Here is a 16316-nt window from a genome sequence, read left to right as displayed (position 1 = left end):
GAGCGGTTTGTCGCAGGGGGCATTTGGCAGCCTTACATCCAACTTAAGACCCAAGAACTGGTGCCGCTAGATAGCCCGCGATTGCCGGTCCCGCTAGTTTTAGAAGCCCGCCACCAATCTGAGCTAAATCCCAAACCCTCAAAATATCATCGGCAATTTCACGCTTCTTAGCCGATGGGATAGTTGCGTCTGCTTCCAATGTTAGTGTGACGCGGCCGTATATGCTAAACATGCTGTCGCGAAAAGCTCCAACGCCTGTCGACTGGAAACGGCTTACGGTTTTATGTAGAAGTTCTAGTTGGGCGCGCAAAACGATCTTGGATGCTTCCGAAATTTCATCGGATTTAGCGAATTTTTCTTTCAAATTTTCAATTTCAGCATAAATATTTGTGGCATTTGAAATAAATAGATCGCCATCGAATTTCAATTCATGAAATATTGGAATGGACTCAATTATAGCTTCCATGTTTGCGTGATGCATATTTTTCCATTGTCCGAAATCTACCGTAAAATGTTTTGGATTCAGTAATCGATTTATTCTGTCTATAACGGCCTGGGCAACGCGGCGGGTGGGTTCTGATGGTAAATCGTCCAGTAATTTTGGTAGCCCGTCTACGACGCGCAGTAAGTCCCGAAATGCAATCTCTGCATCTATATCAACGACAGACCCGTAAGCTTGTGAAAATTCCATAACTGCGACTTGTTTGCCGTTCATTCCCCTCATAACTTTGACCCAATCTTCAAGATTTTTTATCTCCTGTATAATTTTTGTATCCATTATCATTGCCTTGAGAGATCCAAAGATTTTAGCAGCGCGGATGCTATTAAGCGTGCGTGCGTATATATTGGCGCGCTAGATGCAGTAATTCTAGGTAAAATCGCGAAGCTGGACGCGCGATTTTACGCGCGTTGCTATAGTAACATCTGGGCCTCTCGGCCCATAACCGTATCTGTGGAAGCGGGCCGCGCGTGCACCTCGCCAGCCCCTCGCAGGCGGAGCCATCCTTAAATTTCACGGTGAGAGGATCGCCGGTCTGGAAAGGTTGCTCAAGGACGACGCTCGCGCGTCGCCGCGTGGCGGCTGGCCGCAGGCCAGTCCTTGACCAACCTTTCCAGACCGGCACGCTTGCCTCCAAGAGATTTAAGGGTGAGCGGGACGCGGGGGCGTCCGCTCTTCAACTCGAATAGCCACGGTCAGCCCGTTGCGCATCCTAGCTTGGTGCGACAAGCTGAACGCATGATGCAGCCGCTCAACATCGGTGCCGGTCCCTTGGCCGCCTTCGGCATGATCGTCGCCGTAACGGGGGCTTCGCTGCTGGCGGTCTCCGGAACCACGCCCGGCTGCACCGGCCCAGCCGCCTCTCAGCCCTGTGACTATGCCGGGAGCTTCAGGGCGGCTGCCGCTCAGTTTCGCGGACATTCGCCCCAGTTTGCGATTCAGGTGCTCGACGTCGGATCGTCCGCCTATGTTATGCAAGCCGCGCCGTCCGGGTCCGGCGTCATTCTGCATACGCCCGGAGCGCTTATCGACAAGAAGAGCTGCCGGGTTTGCAGGGCGGACGGCTATGCAACCTATACCGCCGAGGATGGCTGGAGGGTTTTGGCCAACTACCCTGCCGATAAGCCCATGTCGGGCAAGGCCGGGACCTTCGGATACTGATAACCCTCGCTCTGCGAAATCATTAGAGCCGCCCCAGAAACGCCCTCGCCACCCTTTGCGCCCCGCCCCCATCACACACCGTGGCGCTGGCGGCGGACAGCGACGCCCGCAGGGCCTCGTCCGCCAGCAACCGCTCCACCTGCGCCGCAAATGCCGCGTCGAACCCCGCATCAGCCAAATCGAGACACGGGCTGGCCCCGGCCTCTGCCAGGGCCGTGGCGGCGGCGATCTGGTTGTCGGCGAGGATCAGGGTCAGGGTCGGCAGGGCCAGGATGCAGCGCTCCCAGCTGGTCGAGCCGCCGGCCCCGACGGCCAGATCGGCCTCCAGGGTCAGGCGCGGCATGTCCTGGGTGTCGACATGCAGGGTGAGGCGCGGATCGGCCAGGGCGCGGAGGCGCGGCAGGCTGGGGGCGGGCGAGCCCAGCACCACGTCGAGGGCGATGTCGCCGGTCAGGGGCAGCAGCAGATCGACCACCCGGCCAGTGATGCCGCCCACATCGGTCAGACCCAGCGATATGAGGATACGCCGCACCGCGCCGCCCGCCGCGCGTCGCGCCAGCGCCGCCTCGCGCAAGGCCGGGAAGGCCGAGCGCACCGGGGCGTGATGCGGGCCCAGCATGAGCCGGGCATGGGGCGGGACGAGGCCGGCATAGTCTTCCGCCTGCCGCGCGGGTCCGGCGTCCAGGACGAGGTCCGCGGCCAGTGGCCGGTCGGCCAGATCGTCGATCACCAGGGTAGGCCGCCCCCGGGCGCAGGCGCGGTGGTCGGGGGCCGACAGCCCGTAGTGATCAAAGACCACGGCGTCGAAGGGCTCGGGCCGCGCGGCGCGGCGGGTGTCCGGGGCGAAAGCGTCCAGCACCGCATCGACCGCCGGGGTCGACAGGAAGGCGCAGGACGCGCCTGCCGCCTCCAGCGCGCCGGCCAGGGTCAGGCTGCGCATCACATGGCCGCCGCCGACCTCGGGCCCTGCATTGCAGACAAAGAGAATCTGCGGGCTCATCCGCGCCGGTCGCCGCCGTACATCGCCAGATCCGGCCGCGTGGCGACGAAGGCCTTGATGTCGTCCGACGTGAAGTTGCGGTTGTTAGGATAGAGGTGGTCATAGACCGTGGCGACGAAGGCGTAGTCGTCGGGTCGGTCGACCGTCCAGCGGATCTCGCCCTCGCCGGGCGGGGCGTTCAGCCAGGCGATCTTCCAGCGCAGGGGCTGGTTCCAGACGTCCCAGGTGACGTGCTCGCGGGCCTCGGGGCTGTCGGCCTCGGCCGCGACCCGGCGCAGGCCGGCGGCGGTGATCACCTCGACATCGAGACCTTTCGCAAAGGCCGCGCCGTCGGGGCTGTTGCTGGTGTAGTCGGCGCCGGACGTCAGATGCAGGTCGATGGTGGCGTCGATCAGGCCAGGATCGGTCAGCGGGCAGTCGGCGGTCAGGCGCACGACGTGGTCGGCGGGGTGGGCGTCCAGGGCTCCGATGAAGCGGGCCAGCACGTTGTCCAGCGGGCCGCGATGCACGGCGATGCCCTCGCGCCGGAGGGCGGCTTCCAGAACGTCATCGCCGGGCTGGTCGCTGGTGGCGACCACCAGCCTGTCGATGCGCCGGGCTCGACTGATCCGCTCGATCTGCCGCACGATCATCGGCTCGCGCAGGATCGGCATCAGCACCTTGCCCGGCAGCCGGGTGGAACTCATGCGGGCCTGGAGGATGGCGAGGATCATGACCCTAGGTCTAGCGCGGAAAACGCCGGGCTGGCCAGCCCGTCAGGTCAGCCTGCCAGAAGGCGGGCTGCGCGCTCGGGCGGCTGGCTGAGGATCGACTCGATCCAGACGATGGCTGCTGCGCAACGCTGGGAATCGGTCTGGGTTCGCGGGGCACCGATGCTCATGGCCTTGAGCCAGTCCGCGTCGCCCTTGCGCCGGGAAAACTCGGCGAAAGCCGTCGAGAAATCTTCCCCGTTCGGCGAGTCGTGCGGGGTAGGGGACGTCTCGCCGGCGATGGCCACATCAAACTGCACGGCGTTCTGGGCATTGAGATAGGGGTCGATCGTGCGCGGCGCGCCCTGGGCCGCCTCCGGGGTGGGCCCGCCCAGTTCGGCATATTCGTAGCAGACCCTGGGAGCGATCGGCAGAAGGGTCTTCATCAGCGACAGCTGCGCCTCACCGAACGCCACCAGCTTGGGCGTCGGTGCCCGGCGCACGTTGGGGGCCATTCGGGTGCGGATCGACATCATGAAGTTGAAGGTCCTTGTCTGTACGCCAGCCATATCGACCCGGCCGTTCAGCAGGTCGCTCAGGAGTTCCGTTTCGAAGGCCCGAAACTCTTCGGGATAGTGCTTGATCACCAGCGCGAAGGTTTGCCCGCCGGCCGAACTGGCCAGACCGGCGCGAAAGTCCGAGCGCTCTTTCTCGGAGACCGGCTTGCTGGCGGGAGGCGTCTGGGCAAGAGCCGACGATAGCGGCGCGCAGAGCAGCAGGCAGGCGGCGAACAGGGCCCCATTACGCGACATCACTTCCCCCAGGCGCGCGAAAATTCGGCGGCAGGCTAGTGGGTCGCGGCCGGAAATGGAATGGCCCGGATCAACCCTTGGGCTTCGCCGCCGCCTTCGCGCGGGGTTTCCGCACGGGCTTCTTCCGGGGCTCGCTTTCAAGGAGCTCGGCCACGGGCGCGGTATCGGGGGGGAGCTCGATGCCCATGCGGGTGAGGATTTCCCGCGCCGCGCGCCGGGTTTCATTGACGGGCTCATAGGTCCAGCCGTGGAAGCCGCCGCCATAGGGACGGGCGGCACCGAGGCGTTCCAGCTCCTCATGGAACAGGCGGAACTTCAGGCTGTGGCCTTCCATCTTGAGGATGAACACCGGCTTGCCCGTCGAGGCGGCCTCGGTCGCCATGTTGGTCGAGTCTTCGGTGACCAGGATGTAGTCGGCCGCCGCCAGGAAGGCGAAATAGGGATTGGGGCCTTCACCGTCCCAGATGATGCCGGGCAGGTGACGCAGGCGGGCGGTCAGCAGGGCGCGGGCGGGCTCGGGCGTCCGGCGCGAGAAGGTCATCAGCAGGCTGCCGCCTTCCTGTTCGAGCGGCAGCTGGATCTGGTGGGCCATCTGGGCCGCGCGTTCGACGGGCAGGTCGAAGGCCTTGGACTTGCCGCCGATCAGGACCGCCACGCGGGGATGGGGCAGGGCCTCGATCTGGTCGCGGAACCGTTCGTACTCGCTGTCCAGCCGGGCGGGCGTGACGCGATGGGGAGAGCCGGTGATCGGCAGGATATTGTCACCGTTCAGACGGTCATGACGCGGCGGGATGACCAGGTCGAACATGTGCGGCGGCACGCGCGGGTCCTGGATCTGGACCACCATCGTCTTGCCGCCGGACCAGCGCCTGGCGCGGATCGACAGGGGCAGGGTGGCGCGGCCGGCGGCGATCCACAGATCGGGCCAGTCGCCCTCGATGCCGCTCTCCGGTGTCAACCAGCGGCGGGGCAGCCAGTTCAGCCACCAGGGCAGCCGCCCGATACGGCCTTTCCAGCCGACGCGCTTGACCAGGATCGTTGCCGCAGTTTCCCGGCCGACCGCCTCGGCCAGGCCGACGGCCTGGGCCTCGATGCCGGCGCGACCGTCCGACAGGGCCCAGATGACCAGCGGGCCTTGGTGGCAGGAAGAGGGCTCAGATGAGGTCAAGACATCGTCCTGTCGGGCGGAGTCATACGGAAACAAGGCCGCTCCGGGGGAGCAGCCTTGTTCCATGATCCAGCTTTATGGCGCAGGTTGGACCGCAGGGCGAAGCCTACAGCCACTCCACCTTGAGAATCTCGTACGCCTTGACGCCGCCGGGGGTGTAAACCTCGACCACCTCACCGACCTCCTTGCCGATCATCGCGCGCGAGAGCGGCGATGACAGCGAGATGCGGCCCGACTTCACGTCGGCCTCGTGGTCACCCACGATCTGGTAGCGGGCCTCTTCCTCGGTGTCCTCGTCGACCACGCTGACCGTGGCCCCGAACTTCACCTGCTTGCCCGACAGCTTAGACACGTCGATCACCTGCGCGCGGGCAATCTTGTCCTCGATCTCGGCGATGCGGCCTTCGATCCAGCCCTGACGTTCCTTGGCCGCATGGTACTCGGCATTCTCGGAGAGGTCGCCGTGGGCGCGTGCCTCGGAGATCGCGGCGATCACCGCGGGGCGCTCGATCGTCTTCAAACGCTTCAGTTCATCGTCGAGGGTCTGATAACCCCCGGCGGTCATCGGCACTTTTTCCATTGCGGATTTTAGCTCGGTTCGCCTTGGGAGGAGTATACGTCCCGTCGCTGGCGCTCGCGACCGGGGGCTGAGAGGATAAGAGGCGCGTTCACGATAAGCAAGGGCCTCCCTTTGTTCCTGTCGGCCGGTCTGCGCTGAAACGGCAGGAAGTAGAAGCCCTCGAACGCGCTGATCTCAGGCGTAGTCGTACGGACCACCCCGGGCGAGGGCGGCCTGATAGGCCGGGCGGGCATGGATCCTGGCGAGGAAGGCCTTGACGTTCGGGCGATCCGCCGCCCCGGCCCGGGCCGCGCCGGCCTCGAGCGGGAAGCTCATGGCGATGTCGGCGGCGGTGAAGTCCGCACCCGCAAACCAGCCCGACGCGGCCAGCTCGGTGTTCCAGTAGTCGACATGGACCTTCAGTTGCGGGTCGATGAACCCGCTCTGGGCTCCGTTGGCGATGGCCTTGACCAGGCCGCGCATCAGCCACGGCACGCGGGTCGGCAGGGCTGTGAACACCAGCTTCAGCAGCAGGGGCGTCATGGCCGAGCCCTCGGCATAGTGCAGCCAGTAGGTATAGCGCAGGCGCTCGGCCGTGCCGGCGGCCGGGATCAGCCGGCCCTGGCCGTAGGTCTCGAGGATGTACTCGATGATCGCGCCGGTCTCGGCGATGGTCTTGTCGCCGTCCGTGATGACCGGCGACTTGCCGAGGGGATGGATGGCCTTCAGCTCCGGCGGGGCCAGCATGGTCTGGGCGTCACGCTCGTAGCGCTTCACCTCGTAGGGAACGCCCAGCTCCTCAAGCAGCCACAGAACCCGCTGGCTGCGGGAATTGTTCAGGTGATGGACGATGACCATGGCGCGAGCTCCCGACTGAAGCCTGACCCTGCCATGGCGACCTGAGGGGCAGTCAAGGGCGGTTGTGAGCCCTTGTCAGGGCCGCCCGGCGAATATCGCGAAGGCCGCCACGCCGGCCGCCACCTGCAGGAAGACGATCAGGAACAGCCAGGCGACGAAGGGCTGTTTGCGGGTCTTGTGGCGAAGGGTGTGGCGGGCCAGCAGGGCGGCGGGACTGCCGCCGAGGGCGGCGAGGGCCAGCAGGGTCCGTTCGGGAATACGCCGCTCGCCCCGCCGCCCGGCGGCCGCCTTGTCCCAGCCGTAGGCGGCAAAGGTCGCCAGATTGATCGCCAGCAGGGCGATGCCCAGCAGCGTCTTCAAACCGGGGCGTCCAGGGGCGCGAGATCGGGCTCCAACCAGGTCCGGCGGGCCTCGACGCTGAACAGGCGCTCGCGGGACCAGAACGTCAGGGGCCAGGCCCGGTCGCCCATCGGCGAGGCCAGCAGGCGGGCCACGGCCTCGCCATCAGAAAGGCCCTCGGGCAGGTCAGAGACGAAGGCGCGAATGGCGGCCAGATAGGCCTGGGTCAGGGTCTCGTGATAGCCGCTGGTGTCATCATTCACGCCGCCGGCCGCTACATTATAGGTGCGAATGATGTCCGGCAGATCGCGTTCCAGACCGGCATTGCGCTGGCGGACCAGACGCAGGGTCGCGGCCAGATGCGCGGCATGGGTCCACTCGGCCTTGGGCAGGCTGTGGTCCAGAAGTCGGACCGCCAGGCTGGCGACCTCGGCGTCAGAATAGGCGGTGTGCGTGGCGGGGGCGGACATGGCCAAGCCATAGCCGCTGAAGCGCAAAGGCTCAATCCGGCCAGAAAGTTCAAGGTCATAAAGGGTTAACTCTGAACTTTTTCAGTTCCTTAGTTCGCCCCTGTCATAAGGGTCATCAACGGCCAATCGCCACAGGGAACCCCTTATGAAGTATCCGATCGCCATCGTCGCCGGCATGGCTTGCAGCCTGTTCGTCGCCCAAACCGCTTCGGCTGCGGGTGGCTTCGAAGACCAGATGAGCCGCTGCCTGCAGCAATATGCCAACACCCGCGACGCCGCCCAGGTCATGCTGGAATGCACGGCTGACGCCGGCAAGCTGTCCGAGTGCAAGGTCGTCGACAACAGCGCGGCCGGCAAGGGCTTCGACAAGGCCGCCATGTGCATCGCCGACAAGCTGCCGATGGGCGCCAAGACCGGCGTCGTGAAGGTCCCGTTCCGCTTCCCGGGCGGCGCGTAAGCTTCGCTTCGGAGGCTTTCAGCCTTCAAGAGCTTGGGGTGCGGTCGAACCGGGTTTGACCGCGACGCTCCAGGGCCTGCCCCGCGGCAACCGGGCGCGAGGCAGGTCGCAGGGCGGTCGATCCTTCGGGGTCGGCCGCCTTTGTGCGTTTCCGACCACCGCTGCGGGCCCAAAGACAAACGCCGCGCCGGTTTTCACCGACGCGGGGTCTGGCTGCCGGATCGTCCTGGCAGGCGTCAGCTGTAGCTTTGCAGCGGGCGTACATCCAGCGACTCGGCCGGCGCGCCCGAGATCGCCTGGGCGGCGGCCAGCGCGCCGGCCGAGGTGGTGTAGTAGGGCACCTTCATCATCAGGGCCGTGCGGCGGATGTCGAAGCTGTCTTCCAGGGCCTGCTTGCCTTCGGTGGTGTTGAAGACCAGCTGCACGCCGCCGTTCTTCATCACGTCGACGATGTTCGGGCGGCCTTCCAGAACCTTCTTGACCAGTTCCACCTTTACGCCCTGGCTGGCGAGATAGGCGCGGGTCCCGGCGGTCGAGATGACCTTGAAGCCGGCGGCCTGCAGCAGTTTCACCGGCTCGACGATCCAGGGCTTGTCGCTTTCCTTGACCGAGACGAAGGCGCAGCCGCCGCGGGGCAGGGTGACACCGCCGCCCAGCTGGCTCTTGGCGAAGGCGCGGGCAAAGGCCGGGCCCATGCCGTCTTCGCCGTCCCGCTTCCAGTCCAGGCCCATGACCTCGCCGGTCGAGCGCATTTCCGGGCCCAGCACCGTGTCCACGCCGGCGAAGCGGGCGAACGGGAACACCGCTTCCTTGACCGCGATGTGGTCGTAGGGAACGTCCTTCAGACCGAAGCTGGCCAAGGTTTCGCCGGCCATGATCTTGGCGGCGATGGCGGCCACGGGCTGGCCGATGGTCTTGGCCACGAACGGCACGGTGCGCGAGGCGCGGGGGTTCACTTCCAGCACATAGATGCGCGGGTTTTCGCTGTGCGGCTCCTCGATGGCGAACTGCACGTTCATCAGGCCACGCACGTTAAGGGCCAGGGCCATCTTCACGGTCTGGCGCTTCAGCTCTTCCACGGTTTCGGCGCTGAGCGAGAAGGGCGGCATCGAGCAGGCGCTGTCGCCCGAGTGCACGCCGGCTTCCTCGATGTGTTCCAGCACGCCCGCCACGAACACCTCGGTGCCGTCGCACAGGGCGTCGACGTCGACTTCGGTGGCGCGGCTCAGATAGTGGTCGAGCAGGATCGGGTGCTCGAACGAGATCTCGCCGGTGTTGGTGATGTAGCGTTCCAGGTGCTCGTGATCGCGGATGATCTCCATGCCCCGGCCGCCCAGCACGTAGGACGGACGCATCACGAACGGGAAGCCGATCTTGTCGCCTTCAGCCCGGGCCTCGTCCCAGGTGCGGGCGATGGCGTTCTCGGGCTGGGCGATGTCGAGGCCGTTCAGCAGCTGCTGGAAGCGCTCGCGGTCCTCGGCCAGGTCGATGGCGTCGGGGCTGGTGCCCAGGATCGGGATCCCGGCGTCCTGCAGGGCCTGGGCCAGTTTCAGCGGGGTCTGGCCGCCGAACTGGACGATGACCCCGGCCAGGGTGCCGTTGGACTTCTCGACGTCCAGCAGTTCCAGCACGTCCTCGGCCGTCAGCGGCTCGAAATACAGGCGGTCAGAGGTGTCGTAGTCGGTCGAGACGGTCTCGGGGTTGCAGTTGACCATGATCGACTCGATGCCGATGGCATCGAGGGCGAAGGCCGCATGGCAGCAGCAGTAGTCGAACTCGATGCCCTGGCCGATCCGGTTGGGACCGCCGCCCAGGATCACCGCCTTCTTGCGGTTGGACGGCGCGCTCTCGCACTCGGGCACCTGGCCCAGGGCCCCGAACTCGTAGGTCGAATACATGTACGGCGTGGTGGCGGCGAACTCGCCGGCGCAGCTGTCGATGCGCTTGAAGACCGGGCGCACCTTCAGGGCCTGACGGGCCGCGCGGACGGCCTTTTCCGTCGTCCCGGCCAGCTTGGCCAGGCGCGCATCGGAGAAGCCCTGGGCCTTCAGGGCGCGGAAGCCTTGGGCGTCGGTGGGCAGGCCACCGGCGCGGACCCAGCCTTCCTGGCGGATCAGTTCGGCGATCTGGCGCAGGAACCAGGGCTCGTAGGAACAGGCGGCATTGACCTCGTCCACGGTCAGGCCGTGGCGGAAGGCCTGGGCGATGACGCGCAGGCGGTCCGGCGTCGGGTTGCCCAGGGCGCGGATGACCGCAGCCTTGCCGTTGTCGGGATCATCGGCCCCGTGGATCTCGACCTCGTCGAAGCCCGTCAGGCCGGTCTCGAGGCCGCGCAGGGCCTTCTGGACGCTTTCCTTGAAGGTCCGGCCGATGGCCATCACTTCACCGACCGACTTCATGGCGGTGGTCAGGTGCGGCTCGCTGCCCGGATACTTCTCGAAGGCGAAACGCGGGATCTTGGTGACGACATAGTCGATGCTGGGCTCGAACGAGGCCGGGGTCGCGCCGCCGGTGATGTCGTTCTTCAGCTCGTCGAGGGTGTAGCCGACGGCCAGGCGGGCGGCGACCTTGGCGATCGGGAAGCCGGTGGCCTTGGACGCCAGGGCCGAGGAGCGCGACACGCGCGGGTTCATCTCGATGACGACCATGCGGCCGTCGGCGGGGTTGAGGGCGAACTGGACGTTCGAGCCGCCGGTTTCGACGCCGATCTCGCGGAGTACGGCGATCGAGGCCGCGCGCATCCACTGATATTCCTTGTCCGTCAGGGTCAGGGCCGGGGCGACGGTGATGGAGTCGCCGGTGTGGACGCCCATCGGGTCGATGTTCTCGATCGAGCAGACGATGATGCAGTTGTCCGCCGTGTCGCGGACCACTTCCATCTCGTATTCCTTCCAGCCCAGCACGCTTTCTTCGATCAGCACCTCGGTCGTGGGCGACAGGTCGAGGCCGCGCAGCACGATCTCCTCGAATTCCTCGAGGTTGTAGGCGATGCCGCCGCCGGTGCCGGCCAGGGTGAAGCTGGGGCGGATGATGGCGGGCAGGCCGACGAAGGCGAGGCCTTCGCGGGCTTCGTCCATATTGTGGGCGGCCTTGGACCTGGGGCTTTCCAGACCCAGCTTGTCCATGGCGTCGCGGAACTTCTGGCGGTCCTCGGCCTTGTCGATGACTTCCGCTTTCGCGCCGATCATCTCGACGCCGTACTTGGCCAGGGTGCCGTTGGCCTCCAGGGCGAGAGCCGTGTTCAGCGCGGTCTGACCGCCCATGGTCGGCAGGAGCGCGTCCGGGCGCTCTTTTTCGATGATCTTGGCGACCATCTCAGGCGTGATCGGCTCGATGTAGGTCGCGTCGGCCACGTCCGGATCGGTCATGATCGTGGCCGGGTTGGAGTTGACCAGAATGATCCGGTAGCCCTCGGCGCGCAGGGCCTTGCAGGCCTGAACGCCCGAATAGTCGAACTCGCACGCCTGGCCGATGACGATCGGACCGGCGCCGATGATCAGGATCGAGGAGAGGTCTGTTCTTTTGGGCATAGAAGAAAACTCGCGCGCAGAGACACGGTCGCGCACATCCGCGCGCCCGCTGCCGACCATCTTGCAGGTTAAGTCGCCCGTTTAGAGACGGAGTCGGATCGGGGCAACCCCTATCGCTGTCCATGCGGCAGTGAGTCCCCGCATTCGGCCGGAGACACGGCAAGGCGAAAGAGGCGTGTTGGTATAGCTTGACTCAATGTTCGGTTTTTCTTACATCAAGTCGACCTTAACGTACACAAAGGGGCCGGCCATGCCGCACCGTGAGAAACTCGCCTGGATGACGCTGCTGCTGATCGCAGTCACCTACGGGCCCTATTTCGTGCATGTCGTCCTGTCGCCGCCGACGCCCGGTCTGCTGCCGAATCTGCCGCAGCTGTGGCTGCTGGCCCTGGCGGCAGGCGGTAACGGGGTGCTGCACATTCTTGGCCGGATCGCCCTGCGGGTCGGGGCTCCGGAAGACGCCCGCGCGCCGGCCGACGAGCGTGACCACGACATCCAGCGTCGCTCCAGCATGGTGGCCTACTATGTGATGATGGTCGGGATGATGGTGGTCGGGATGGTCATGCCGTTCACGACCAGTGGCTGGGAGATCGTCAATGCCGGCCTGCTGGCGATCGTGCTGGCCGAGATCACCCAGAACGGCCTGGCGGCCTGGAGCTATCGCCGGAGCGCGGCATGAGCGACCGGGTGATCGTCAACCAGATCCGCACCCTGCGGTTCATGGCGGGGGAGATGTCGCAGGCTGAGCTCGGCAAGCGGATCGGACTGACCCGTCAGACCGTCGCGGCCATCGAGGCGGGCAAATACTCGCCGACCCTCGAGGCCGCCTTCCGGATCGCCGAGGTCTTCGGCAAGCCGCTGGAAGAGGTGTTTCAGTGGTCTCGCGAAAGCTAGAGCATCGCGCGGAAAAGTGGACGCCGGTTTTCCGCAGAAGCGATGGGAAAACAAAAGGCTAGAGCAAGGCAAGCGAGTTTGATTTCGCGCGCGTTGCTCCAGGGCGGGCTCAGGGCGTCTTGCCCGCCTCGGCCGGATCGGTCGGGGCCTGCCAGGCCTTGCCGGTCAGGGCGCTGTAATAGCCGAGCTGAAACAGGGCCCTGCGGTTGGCCCCCCTGAAGTCGAGGCCGGAGGTGTCGGCGTCGGTCTGGTCGGGGATGGCCGCAAACAGCAGGGAGCCGCCGTTGCGCCGGGCAAAGGCGGCGCTGGCGGTCAGCTGGGTGCGCATCTGGGCCTTGCTCATGGTCGTCCAGGCCCGCCCGATGATGGCGATGGCTCCGCCGCCGGTGAAGGCAAAGCCGCTGTCGATCTTGCCGTTGACGATGACCCGGATGCGCCCCGGCCGGGCCTGGCCCCGATCGGGCGAGGTCCAGAGGAGCAGGGCTTCCGGCGCAACGAAGAACGGGGTCGAAACCCCGCCGTCAACATGCATTTCCGACAGGCGGCGGCCCTGGCCCTCGACCTCGATTAGGGTCGGCGGAAACACGCCGGGGATGCTGGCCGAAGCGACCAGCACGTCCTGGAACAGCTTCAGGGCCTTGGCATCGCCGCGCGCGGCAATGGCCCCCATGTCCCAGATCACGGTCTGTTCGGTGTCGAGATTGGTGGTGGCGATCAACAGCCGGCGACCCCGGGCGTGTTCCACCGAGATGGCATAGAGTAGCGGCGGATCGACATAGGTCTCGACCAGGGCCCGCAGGGCGTTGCTGGTATAGAAGCTGGGCCGGAACAGGATATCGAGGCCGCGTCGCTCGAGGATCCGTTCGGCGGCGTCGCTGGTATAGGCCTCGGTCAGCCGCTTGTCCCAGTCCGGGCCCAGATAGGCGAACGGGGCGGTGAGGGCTCCGGTCGAAACGCCCGTGACGATGTCGAACTCGGGGCGCTCGCCGGTCCTGGTCCAGCCGACCAGAACCCCGGCCCCGAAGGCCCCGTTCGAGCCACCGCCGGAAACGGCGAGGACATCAAAGGTCTTTTGCCCGGCGGCCCGGGTGCGGGCGGCGTCGGCGAAGCGGATGCCGGCCTCGGCATCGGTGGCGTCGAAGCGCACGTCCTTCAGGCCCTGGGGCGCACCGCCGATAATGTCGCGGGCCGAGAAGCTGTCTCTGGGGAGTGTCCCGCAGGCGCTCAGAACGAGCGCGGCGAGCGGGATGAGCAGGGCCTGGAACGTGCGCATGAACCTGACCGAAAACCTGAGTTGTCCTGACCCTAGAGCGATGCAGGCCGAACGCAAATAGGCCGGCGCAAGCGCCGGCCTATCGTAAGCTTTCGAGGGCTCCGGCGAACCGGAGCCGTCTGCTGGATTAAGCCTGCAGCTGGCCAGCGGACATCTTGCCGCTGCGCTTGTCTTGTTCCAGTTCGTAGGTGATCTTTTGACCTTCGTTCAGCGTGCGCATGCCCGCGCGCTCAACGGCCGAGATGTGCACGAAAACGTCCGAGCCGCCGTCATCCGGTTGGATGAAGCCGAAGCCCTTGGTGCCGTTGAACCACTTAACGGTGCCGGTAGCCATGGTGAGATAGTCCTTTGGATAGCAGTCGCCGCCGGAAGCGTTCCGGACAGCGATCAAATTTCGATGGGGATCGGTAGGCGCGTCCGGCGCTTCCTCGAAGGAAGCATGGAATAGCAGGCCGAACGGCAGCGAATTTCGATAGCTCATGATGGAGGCTTAGCGCCGCGCCAGCAAGGAGAATCTTGGATTCTGCTTTTTTGCCGCCCGCCGCATGCAGGTTTTTCTTGCGCACTGGACTCGAAAACAACGCGTCTGTGCTTGCGCGTACGCCCAGAAGTTTCCCGCCCTCAGGCCTTGCTGATCTCGCTATTGCGAGTCATTATCAATTTTAGGCGCGTATTCAGGGAGACCGTCATGGTGTTGCAGACCACAGGGGCTAGTTGGCTGGCGCTCATGATGCAGGCCGAACGGGCCCGCATGCCCGGCCTGGGCCTGGATACCGAATGGCTCCTGTTTGGCCCTACGGATGCCGACGCGATCGAGGGCGGCGAGATCGTCGAAGACGAGTCTGCCGAGGCCTGGCGGATGGCGGCGGAGTAGCCCCCCCGCCCGGCCTCAGGTCAGGGCCTTGCGGGCGGCTTCCCAGTACTGGGCCCCGGTGATCAGGGTGATGACGGCAGCCAGCCAGAGCAGGCCGTGGATCGCCAGGCTGGCCGGGCCGACGACGTCGGGGGTGTCGGGCAGGCCGAAGGCCGCCCAGGACGCCAGCACCATCTCCGCGCCGATTGCCACCAGTTGCAGGGTCGTTTTCCACTTGGCCAACAGGGTGACCGGCAGCTTGATGCCCTTGCCGGCCCCGACCTCGCGCAGGGCGCTGACGGCGAATTCGCGGAACAGGATCAGGCCGGCCGGCAGCACGACCATCGGATTTGGGCCGAGAGCCATCAGGCCCAGCAGGGCCCCGCAAACCAGAATCTTGTCGCCGATCGGATCAAGGATCGCGCCCCATACCGTAACCGCGTCCAGCCTGCGGGCCAGCCAGCCGTCGAAGAAGTCGGTGACTGCCGCCACGACAAAGGCCCAGAACGCCCAGCGCTCGAGGCGGTACTGATCCGCGACCGTCAGGTTCTCTGACAGAAGGGGCACGGCGCCGGCCGCGGCGGCCAGGGCCACGAACATGAACAGGGCCAGGACCAGACGCGAGGCGGTGAGGATGTTCGGAAGATTCTTCATGAGGCCTATCTAACGCGGGAACGCGCCGAAGGGCTACCGGCCGTATCGATAACGCGACCTAACCCTGAAGACGATTTTAACCAAAGCCCGCGCGAAGGCCTTTCGCTATAAAGGGGTACGGGCCCTGGCTGGTTCGCGCCAGTTGTGGTGATCGCATTGATGAAGCTGCTGGACCAGGTTGGACGCTTTGGGCAACGGAGTCTCAATTCCGTGCGCGGCCGGCTGGTTCTGCTGACGGTAAGCCTGCTGGTTCCGGCCCTGCTGAGCATGGCCTTCCTGCTGGTCAGTGCCGATCGCCAGGGGCGGGCCCAGCGTGATGAGCAGATGCTGGCCACCGCCCGGGCCCTGTCAGGCGCGGTTGACCGGCAGGCGGCCGTCGGGATTGCCGTCACCGAGACCCTGGCCAGTGACCAGGCGCTGCAGGCGGGCGACCTGCGGGGCTTTCATGCTCGCGCCCTTCGGGCCACCAGTGACCGGGCCGGCTGGGTTGTGGTCACGGATATCAGCGGTCAGCAGATCCTCAATACGCTCCGCCCCTACGGCGCGCCGCTGCCCAGCACCGTTCGCGACCCGGCGCTGACCCGGGCCCTGCTCGCAGGCCGCAGCAAGATCTCGGATCTCCGGATCGGCCCGGTTTCGGGACAGCCGGTCGTCACGGTGGTGACCCCGCTGGTGATCAACGGGCGCCCCCATGTCCTGTCCTATGTCGTAGAGGCCGCTTCCTTTGCTTCGGTGTTTCGCGAGCTTCGCGTCCCCGACCGCTGGGTGGCCACGCTTCTGGACAACAAGCAGAAGGTGCTGGCCCGGTCGGCTGGCGAAGGCAAATGGACCGGCCATGTGGCCTCGCCGGATATGGTCAAGACCTTAAGCCGGGCCAATGAGGGGATCATCTACAGCCGGTCGCTGGACGGCGTTCCCACCCGCGTGGCCTATACCCGGTCGGCCCAGACCGGCTGGACCCTGCTGGTGGCCATTCCCCGGGCCGAGTTCAACCGGACCATCACCATATCGGTGCTGTCGGCTACCGGCATATTCCTGGTGCTGCTGGCCATGGGTGGCGCGCTCGCCCTGTTCGTCTCCAAGCGGATCAATCTGGAGGT

At 65.7% G+C, this 16316-nt stretch carries 19 protein-coding genes; 6 read left to right on the top strand and 13 right to left on the bottom strand.

Annotated elements, in window-relative coordinates:
• Positions 1–43 precede the first annotated feature (43 nt).
• Positions 44–778 (bottom strand): hypothetical protein, encoded by a 735-nt coding sequence (locus tag DBR10_RS18985; RefSeq protein WP_146187874.1) that lies wholly within the window; start codon positions 776–778, stop codon positions 44–46.
• Positions 779–1237: 459 nt separating this feature from the next.
• On the opposite strand from DBR10_RS18985, the gene DBR10_RS18385 reads away from it, so the two are divergent.
• The gene (locus DBR10_RS18385; protein WP_108489897.1) at positions 1238–1660 is read left to right on the top strand and encodes a hypothetical protein; all 423 of its coding nucleotides are present in this window, start codon (positions 1238–1240) and stop codon (positions 1658–1660) included.
• 22 nt (positions 1661–1682) lie between these two features.
• Here the strand turns inward: DBR10_RS18385 and pseG are convergent, their stop codons facing one another.
• The 8 genes from pseG to DBR10_RS18345 form a co-directional block, all read right to left on the bottom strand.
• Entirely contained in the window at positions 1683–2660 is a 978-nt protein-coding gene (gene pseG, locus DBR10_RS18380; protein WP_108505271.1) for a UDP-2,4-diacetamido-2,4,6-trideoxy-beta-L-altropyranose hydrolase, read from the bottom strand.
• Complete coding sequence (locus DBR10_RS18375; protein ID WP_108556566.1) at positions 2657–3373, bottom strand: cytidylyltransferase domain-containing protein; 717 nt, start codon at positions 3371–3373, stop codon at positions 2657–2659. Before DBR10_RS18375 ends, pseG begins: the two co-directional genes overlap by 4 nt.
• Before the next feature lie 47 nt (positions 3374–3420).
• Complete coding sequence (locus DBR10_RS18370; RefSeq protein WP_108489527.1) at positions 3421–4161, bottom strand: hypothetical protein; 741 nt, start codon at positions 4159–4161, stop codon at positions 3421–3423.
• Positions 4162–4231: 70 nt separating this feature from the next.
• Complete coding sequence (locus DBR10_RS18365; protein ID WP_233243486.1) at positions 4232–5329, bottom strand: mitochondrial fission ELM1 family protein; 1098 nt, start codon at positions 5327–5329, stop codon at positions 4232–4234.
• 106 nt (positions 5330–5435) lie between these two features.
• The gene (gene greA, locus DBR10_RS18360) at positions 5436–5909 is read right to left on the bottom strand and encodes a transcription elongation factor GreA (protein WP_108504531.1); all 474 of its coding nucleotides are present in this window, start codon (positions 5907–5909) and stop codon (positions 5436–5438) included.
• 174 nt (positions 5910–6083) lie between these two features.
• Positions 6084–6746, bottom strand: coding sequence for a glutathione S-transferase family protein (locus tag DBR10_RS18355; RefSeq protein WP_108504532.1), 663 nt, complete (start codon positions 6744–6746; stop codon positions 6084–6086).
• Positions 6747–6821: 75 nt separating this feature from the next.
• The gene (locus tag DBR10_RS18350; RefSeq protein WP_108504533.1) at positions 6822–7106 is read right to left on the bottom strand and encodes a DUF1294 domain-containing protein; all 285 of its coding nucleotides are present in this window, start codon (positions 7104–7106) and stop codon (positions 6822–6824) included.
• Positions 7103–7555: a hypothetical protein gene (locus DBR10_RS18345; RefSeq protein ID WP_108504541.1), complete on the bottom strand. Its 453-nt coding sequence runs from the start codon at positions 7553–7555 to the stop codon at positions 7103–7105. Before DBR10_RS18345 ends, DBR10_RS18350 begins: the two co-directional genes overlap by 4 nt.
• Before the next feature lie 145 nt (positions 7556–7700).
• On the opposite strand from DBR10_RS18345, the gene DBR10_RS18340 reads away from it, so the two are divergent.
• Positions 7701–8012 (top strand): hypothetical protein, encoded by a 312-nt coding sequence (locus DBR10_RS18340; RefSeq protein WP_108504534.1) that lies wholly within the window; start codon positions 7701–7703, stop codon positions 8010–8012.
• Between the two features lie 236 nt (positions 8013–8248).
• Here the strand turns inward: DBR10_RS18340 and carB are convergent, their stop codons facing one another.
• Complete coding sequence (carB, locus tag DBR10_RS18335; protein WP_108504535.1) at positions 8249–11542, bottom strand: carbamoyl-phosphate synthase large subunit; 3294 nt, start codon at positions 11540–11542, stop codon at positions 8249–8251.
• Between the two features lie 250 nt (positions 11543–11792).
• Between carB and DBR10_RS18330 the strand changes: the two genes are divergently transcribed.
• Together DBR10_RS18330 and DBR10_RS18325 are read left to right on the top strand one after the other, a co-directional pair.
• Positions 11793–12221: a hypothetical protein gene (locus DBR10_RS18330; protein ID WP_108556569.1), complete on the top strand. Its 429-nt coding sequence runs from the start codon at positions 11793–11795 to the stop codon at positions 12219–12221.
• Positions 12218–12436 carry a helix-turn-helix transcriptional regulator gene (locus DBR10_RS18325; RefSeq protein ID WP_108504537.1) on the top strand — a complete coding sequence of 73 codons (219 nt, stop codon included), beginning with the start codon at positions 12218–12220 and terminating at the stop codon, positions 12434–12436. Before DBR10_RS18330 ends, DBR10_RS18325 begins: the two co-directional genes overlap by 4 nt.
• 109 nt (positions 12437–12545) lie before the next feature.
• Here the strand turns inward: DBR10_RS18325 and DBR10_RS18320 are convergent, their stop codons facing one another.
• Together DBR10_RS18320 and DBR10_RS18315 are read right to left on the bottom strand one after the other, a co-directional pair.
• Complete coding sequence (locus DBR10_RS18320) at positions 12546–13709, bottom strand: patatin-like phospholipase family protein (protein ID WP_108504538.1); 1164 nt, start codon at positions 13707–13709, stop codon at positions 12546–12548.
• A gap of 127 nt (positions 13710–13836) precedes the next feature.
• Entirely contained in the window at positions 13837–14043 is a 207-nt protein-coding gene (locus DBR10_RS18315; RefSeq protein ID WP_108504542.1) for a cold-shock protein, read from the bottom strand.
• Positions 14044–14397: 354 nt separating this feature from the next.
• Here DBR10_RS18315 and DBR10_RS18310 point away from each other — a divergent pair, with 354 nt between their 5' ends.
• Complete coding sequence (locus tag DBR10_RS18310) at positions 14398–14583, top strand: hypothetical protein (RefSeq protein ID WP_108504543.1); 186 nt, start codon at positions 14398–14400, stop codon at positions 14581–14583.
• A 15-nt stretch (positions 14584–14598) separates the two neighbouring features.
• On the opposite strand, the gene pgsA is transcribed toward DBR10_RS18310, so the two are convergent.
• Positions 14599–15216, bottom strand: a complete 618-nt coding sequence (gene pgsA / locus DBR10_RS18305) for a CDP-diacylglycerol--glycerol-3-phosphate 3-phosphatidyltransferase (protein ID WP_108504539.1) — start codon at positions 15214–15216, stop codon at positions 14599–14601.
• Between the two features lie 159 nt (positions 15217–15375).
• Here pgsA and DBR10_RS20360 point away from each other — a divergent pair.
• A partial coding sequence (locus DBR10_RS20360) for a PDC sensor domain-containing protein (protein WP_442861131.1) occupies positions 15376–16316 on the top strand: 941 nt, incomplete at its 3' end.

This window comes from Caulobacter sp. HMWF025, from assembly GCF_003060965.1.
GTDB lineage: Bacteria > Pseudomonadota > Alphaproteobacteria > Caulobacterales > Caulobacteraceae > Caulobacter.
This window is presented reverse-complemented; position numbering and strand designations above follow the sequence as displayed.

Bases quoted from the DNA above. Each gene is read 5' to 3' on its own strand.
- DBR10_RS18985 (WP_146187874.1), bottom strand. From the start codon at position 778: ATGGATACAAAAATTATACAGGAGATAAAAAATCTTGAAGATTGGGTC.
- DBR10_RS18385 (WP_108489897.1), top strand. From the start codon at position 1,238: ATGATGCAGCCGCTCAACATCGGTGCCGGTCCCTTGGCCGCCTTCGGC.
- pseG (WP_108505271.1), bottom strand. From the start codon at position 2,660: ATGAGCCCGCAGATTCTCTTTGTCTGCAATGCAGGGCCCGAGGTCGGC.
- DBR10_RS18375 (WP_108556566.1), bottom strand. From the start codon at position 3,373: ATGATCCTCGCCATCCTCCAGGCCCGCATGAGTTCCACCCGGCTGCCG.
- DBR10_RS18370 (WP_108489527.1), bottom strand. From the start codon at position 4,161: ATGTCGCGTAATGGGGCCCTGTTCGCCGCCTGCCTGCTGCTCTGCGCG.
- greA (WP_108504531.1), bottom strand. From the start codon at position 5,909: ATGGAAAAAGTGCCGATGACCGCCGGGGGTTATCAGACCCTCGACGAT.
- DBR10_RS18355 (WP_108504532.1), bottom strand. From the start codon at position 6,746: ATGGTCATCGTCCATCACCTGAACAATTCCCGCAGCCAGCGGGTTCTG.
- DBR10_RS18345 (WP_108504541.1), bottom strand. From the start codon at position 7,555: ATGTCCGCCCCCGCCACGCACACCGCCTATTCTGACGCCGAGGTCGCC.
- DBR10_RS18340 (WP_108504534.1), top strand. From the start codon at position 7,701: ATGAAGTATCCGATCGCCATCGTCGCCGGCATGGCTTGCAGCCTGTTC.
- carB (WP_108504535.1), bottom strand. From the start codon at position 11,542: ATGCCCAAAAGAACAGACCTCTCCTCGATCCTGATCATCGGCGCCGGT.
- DBR10_RS18330 (WP_108556569.1), top strand. From the start codon at position 11,793: ATGCCGCACCGTGAGAAACTCGCCTGGATGACGCTGCTGCTGATCGCA.
- DBR10_RS18325 (WP_108504537.1), top strand. From the start codon at position 12,218: ATGAGCGACCGGGTGATCGTCAACCAGATCCGCACCCTGCGGTTCATG.
- DBR10_RS18320 (WP_108504538.1), bottom strand. From the start codon at position 13,709: ATGCGCACGTTCCAGGCCCTGCTCATCCCGCTCGCCGCGCTCGTTCTG.
- DBR10_RS18315 (WP_108504542.1), bottom strand. From the start codon at position 14,043: ATGGCTACCGGCACCGTTAAGTGGTTCAACGGCACCAAGGGCTTCGGC.
- DBR10_RS18310 (WP_108504543.1), top strand. From the start codon at position 14,398: ATGGTGTTGCAGACCACAGGGGCTAGTTGGCTGGCGCTCATGATGCAG.
- pgsA (WP_108504539.1), bottom strand. From the start codon at position 15,216: ATGAAGAATCTTCCGAACATCCTCACCGCCTCGCGTCTGGTCCTGGCC.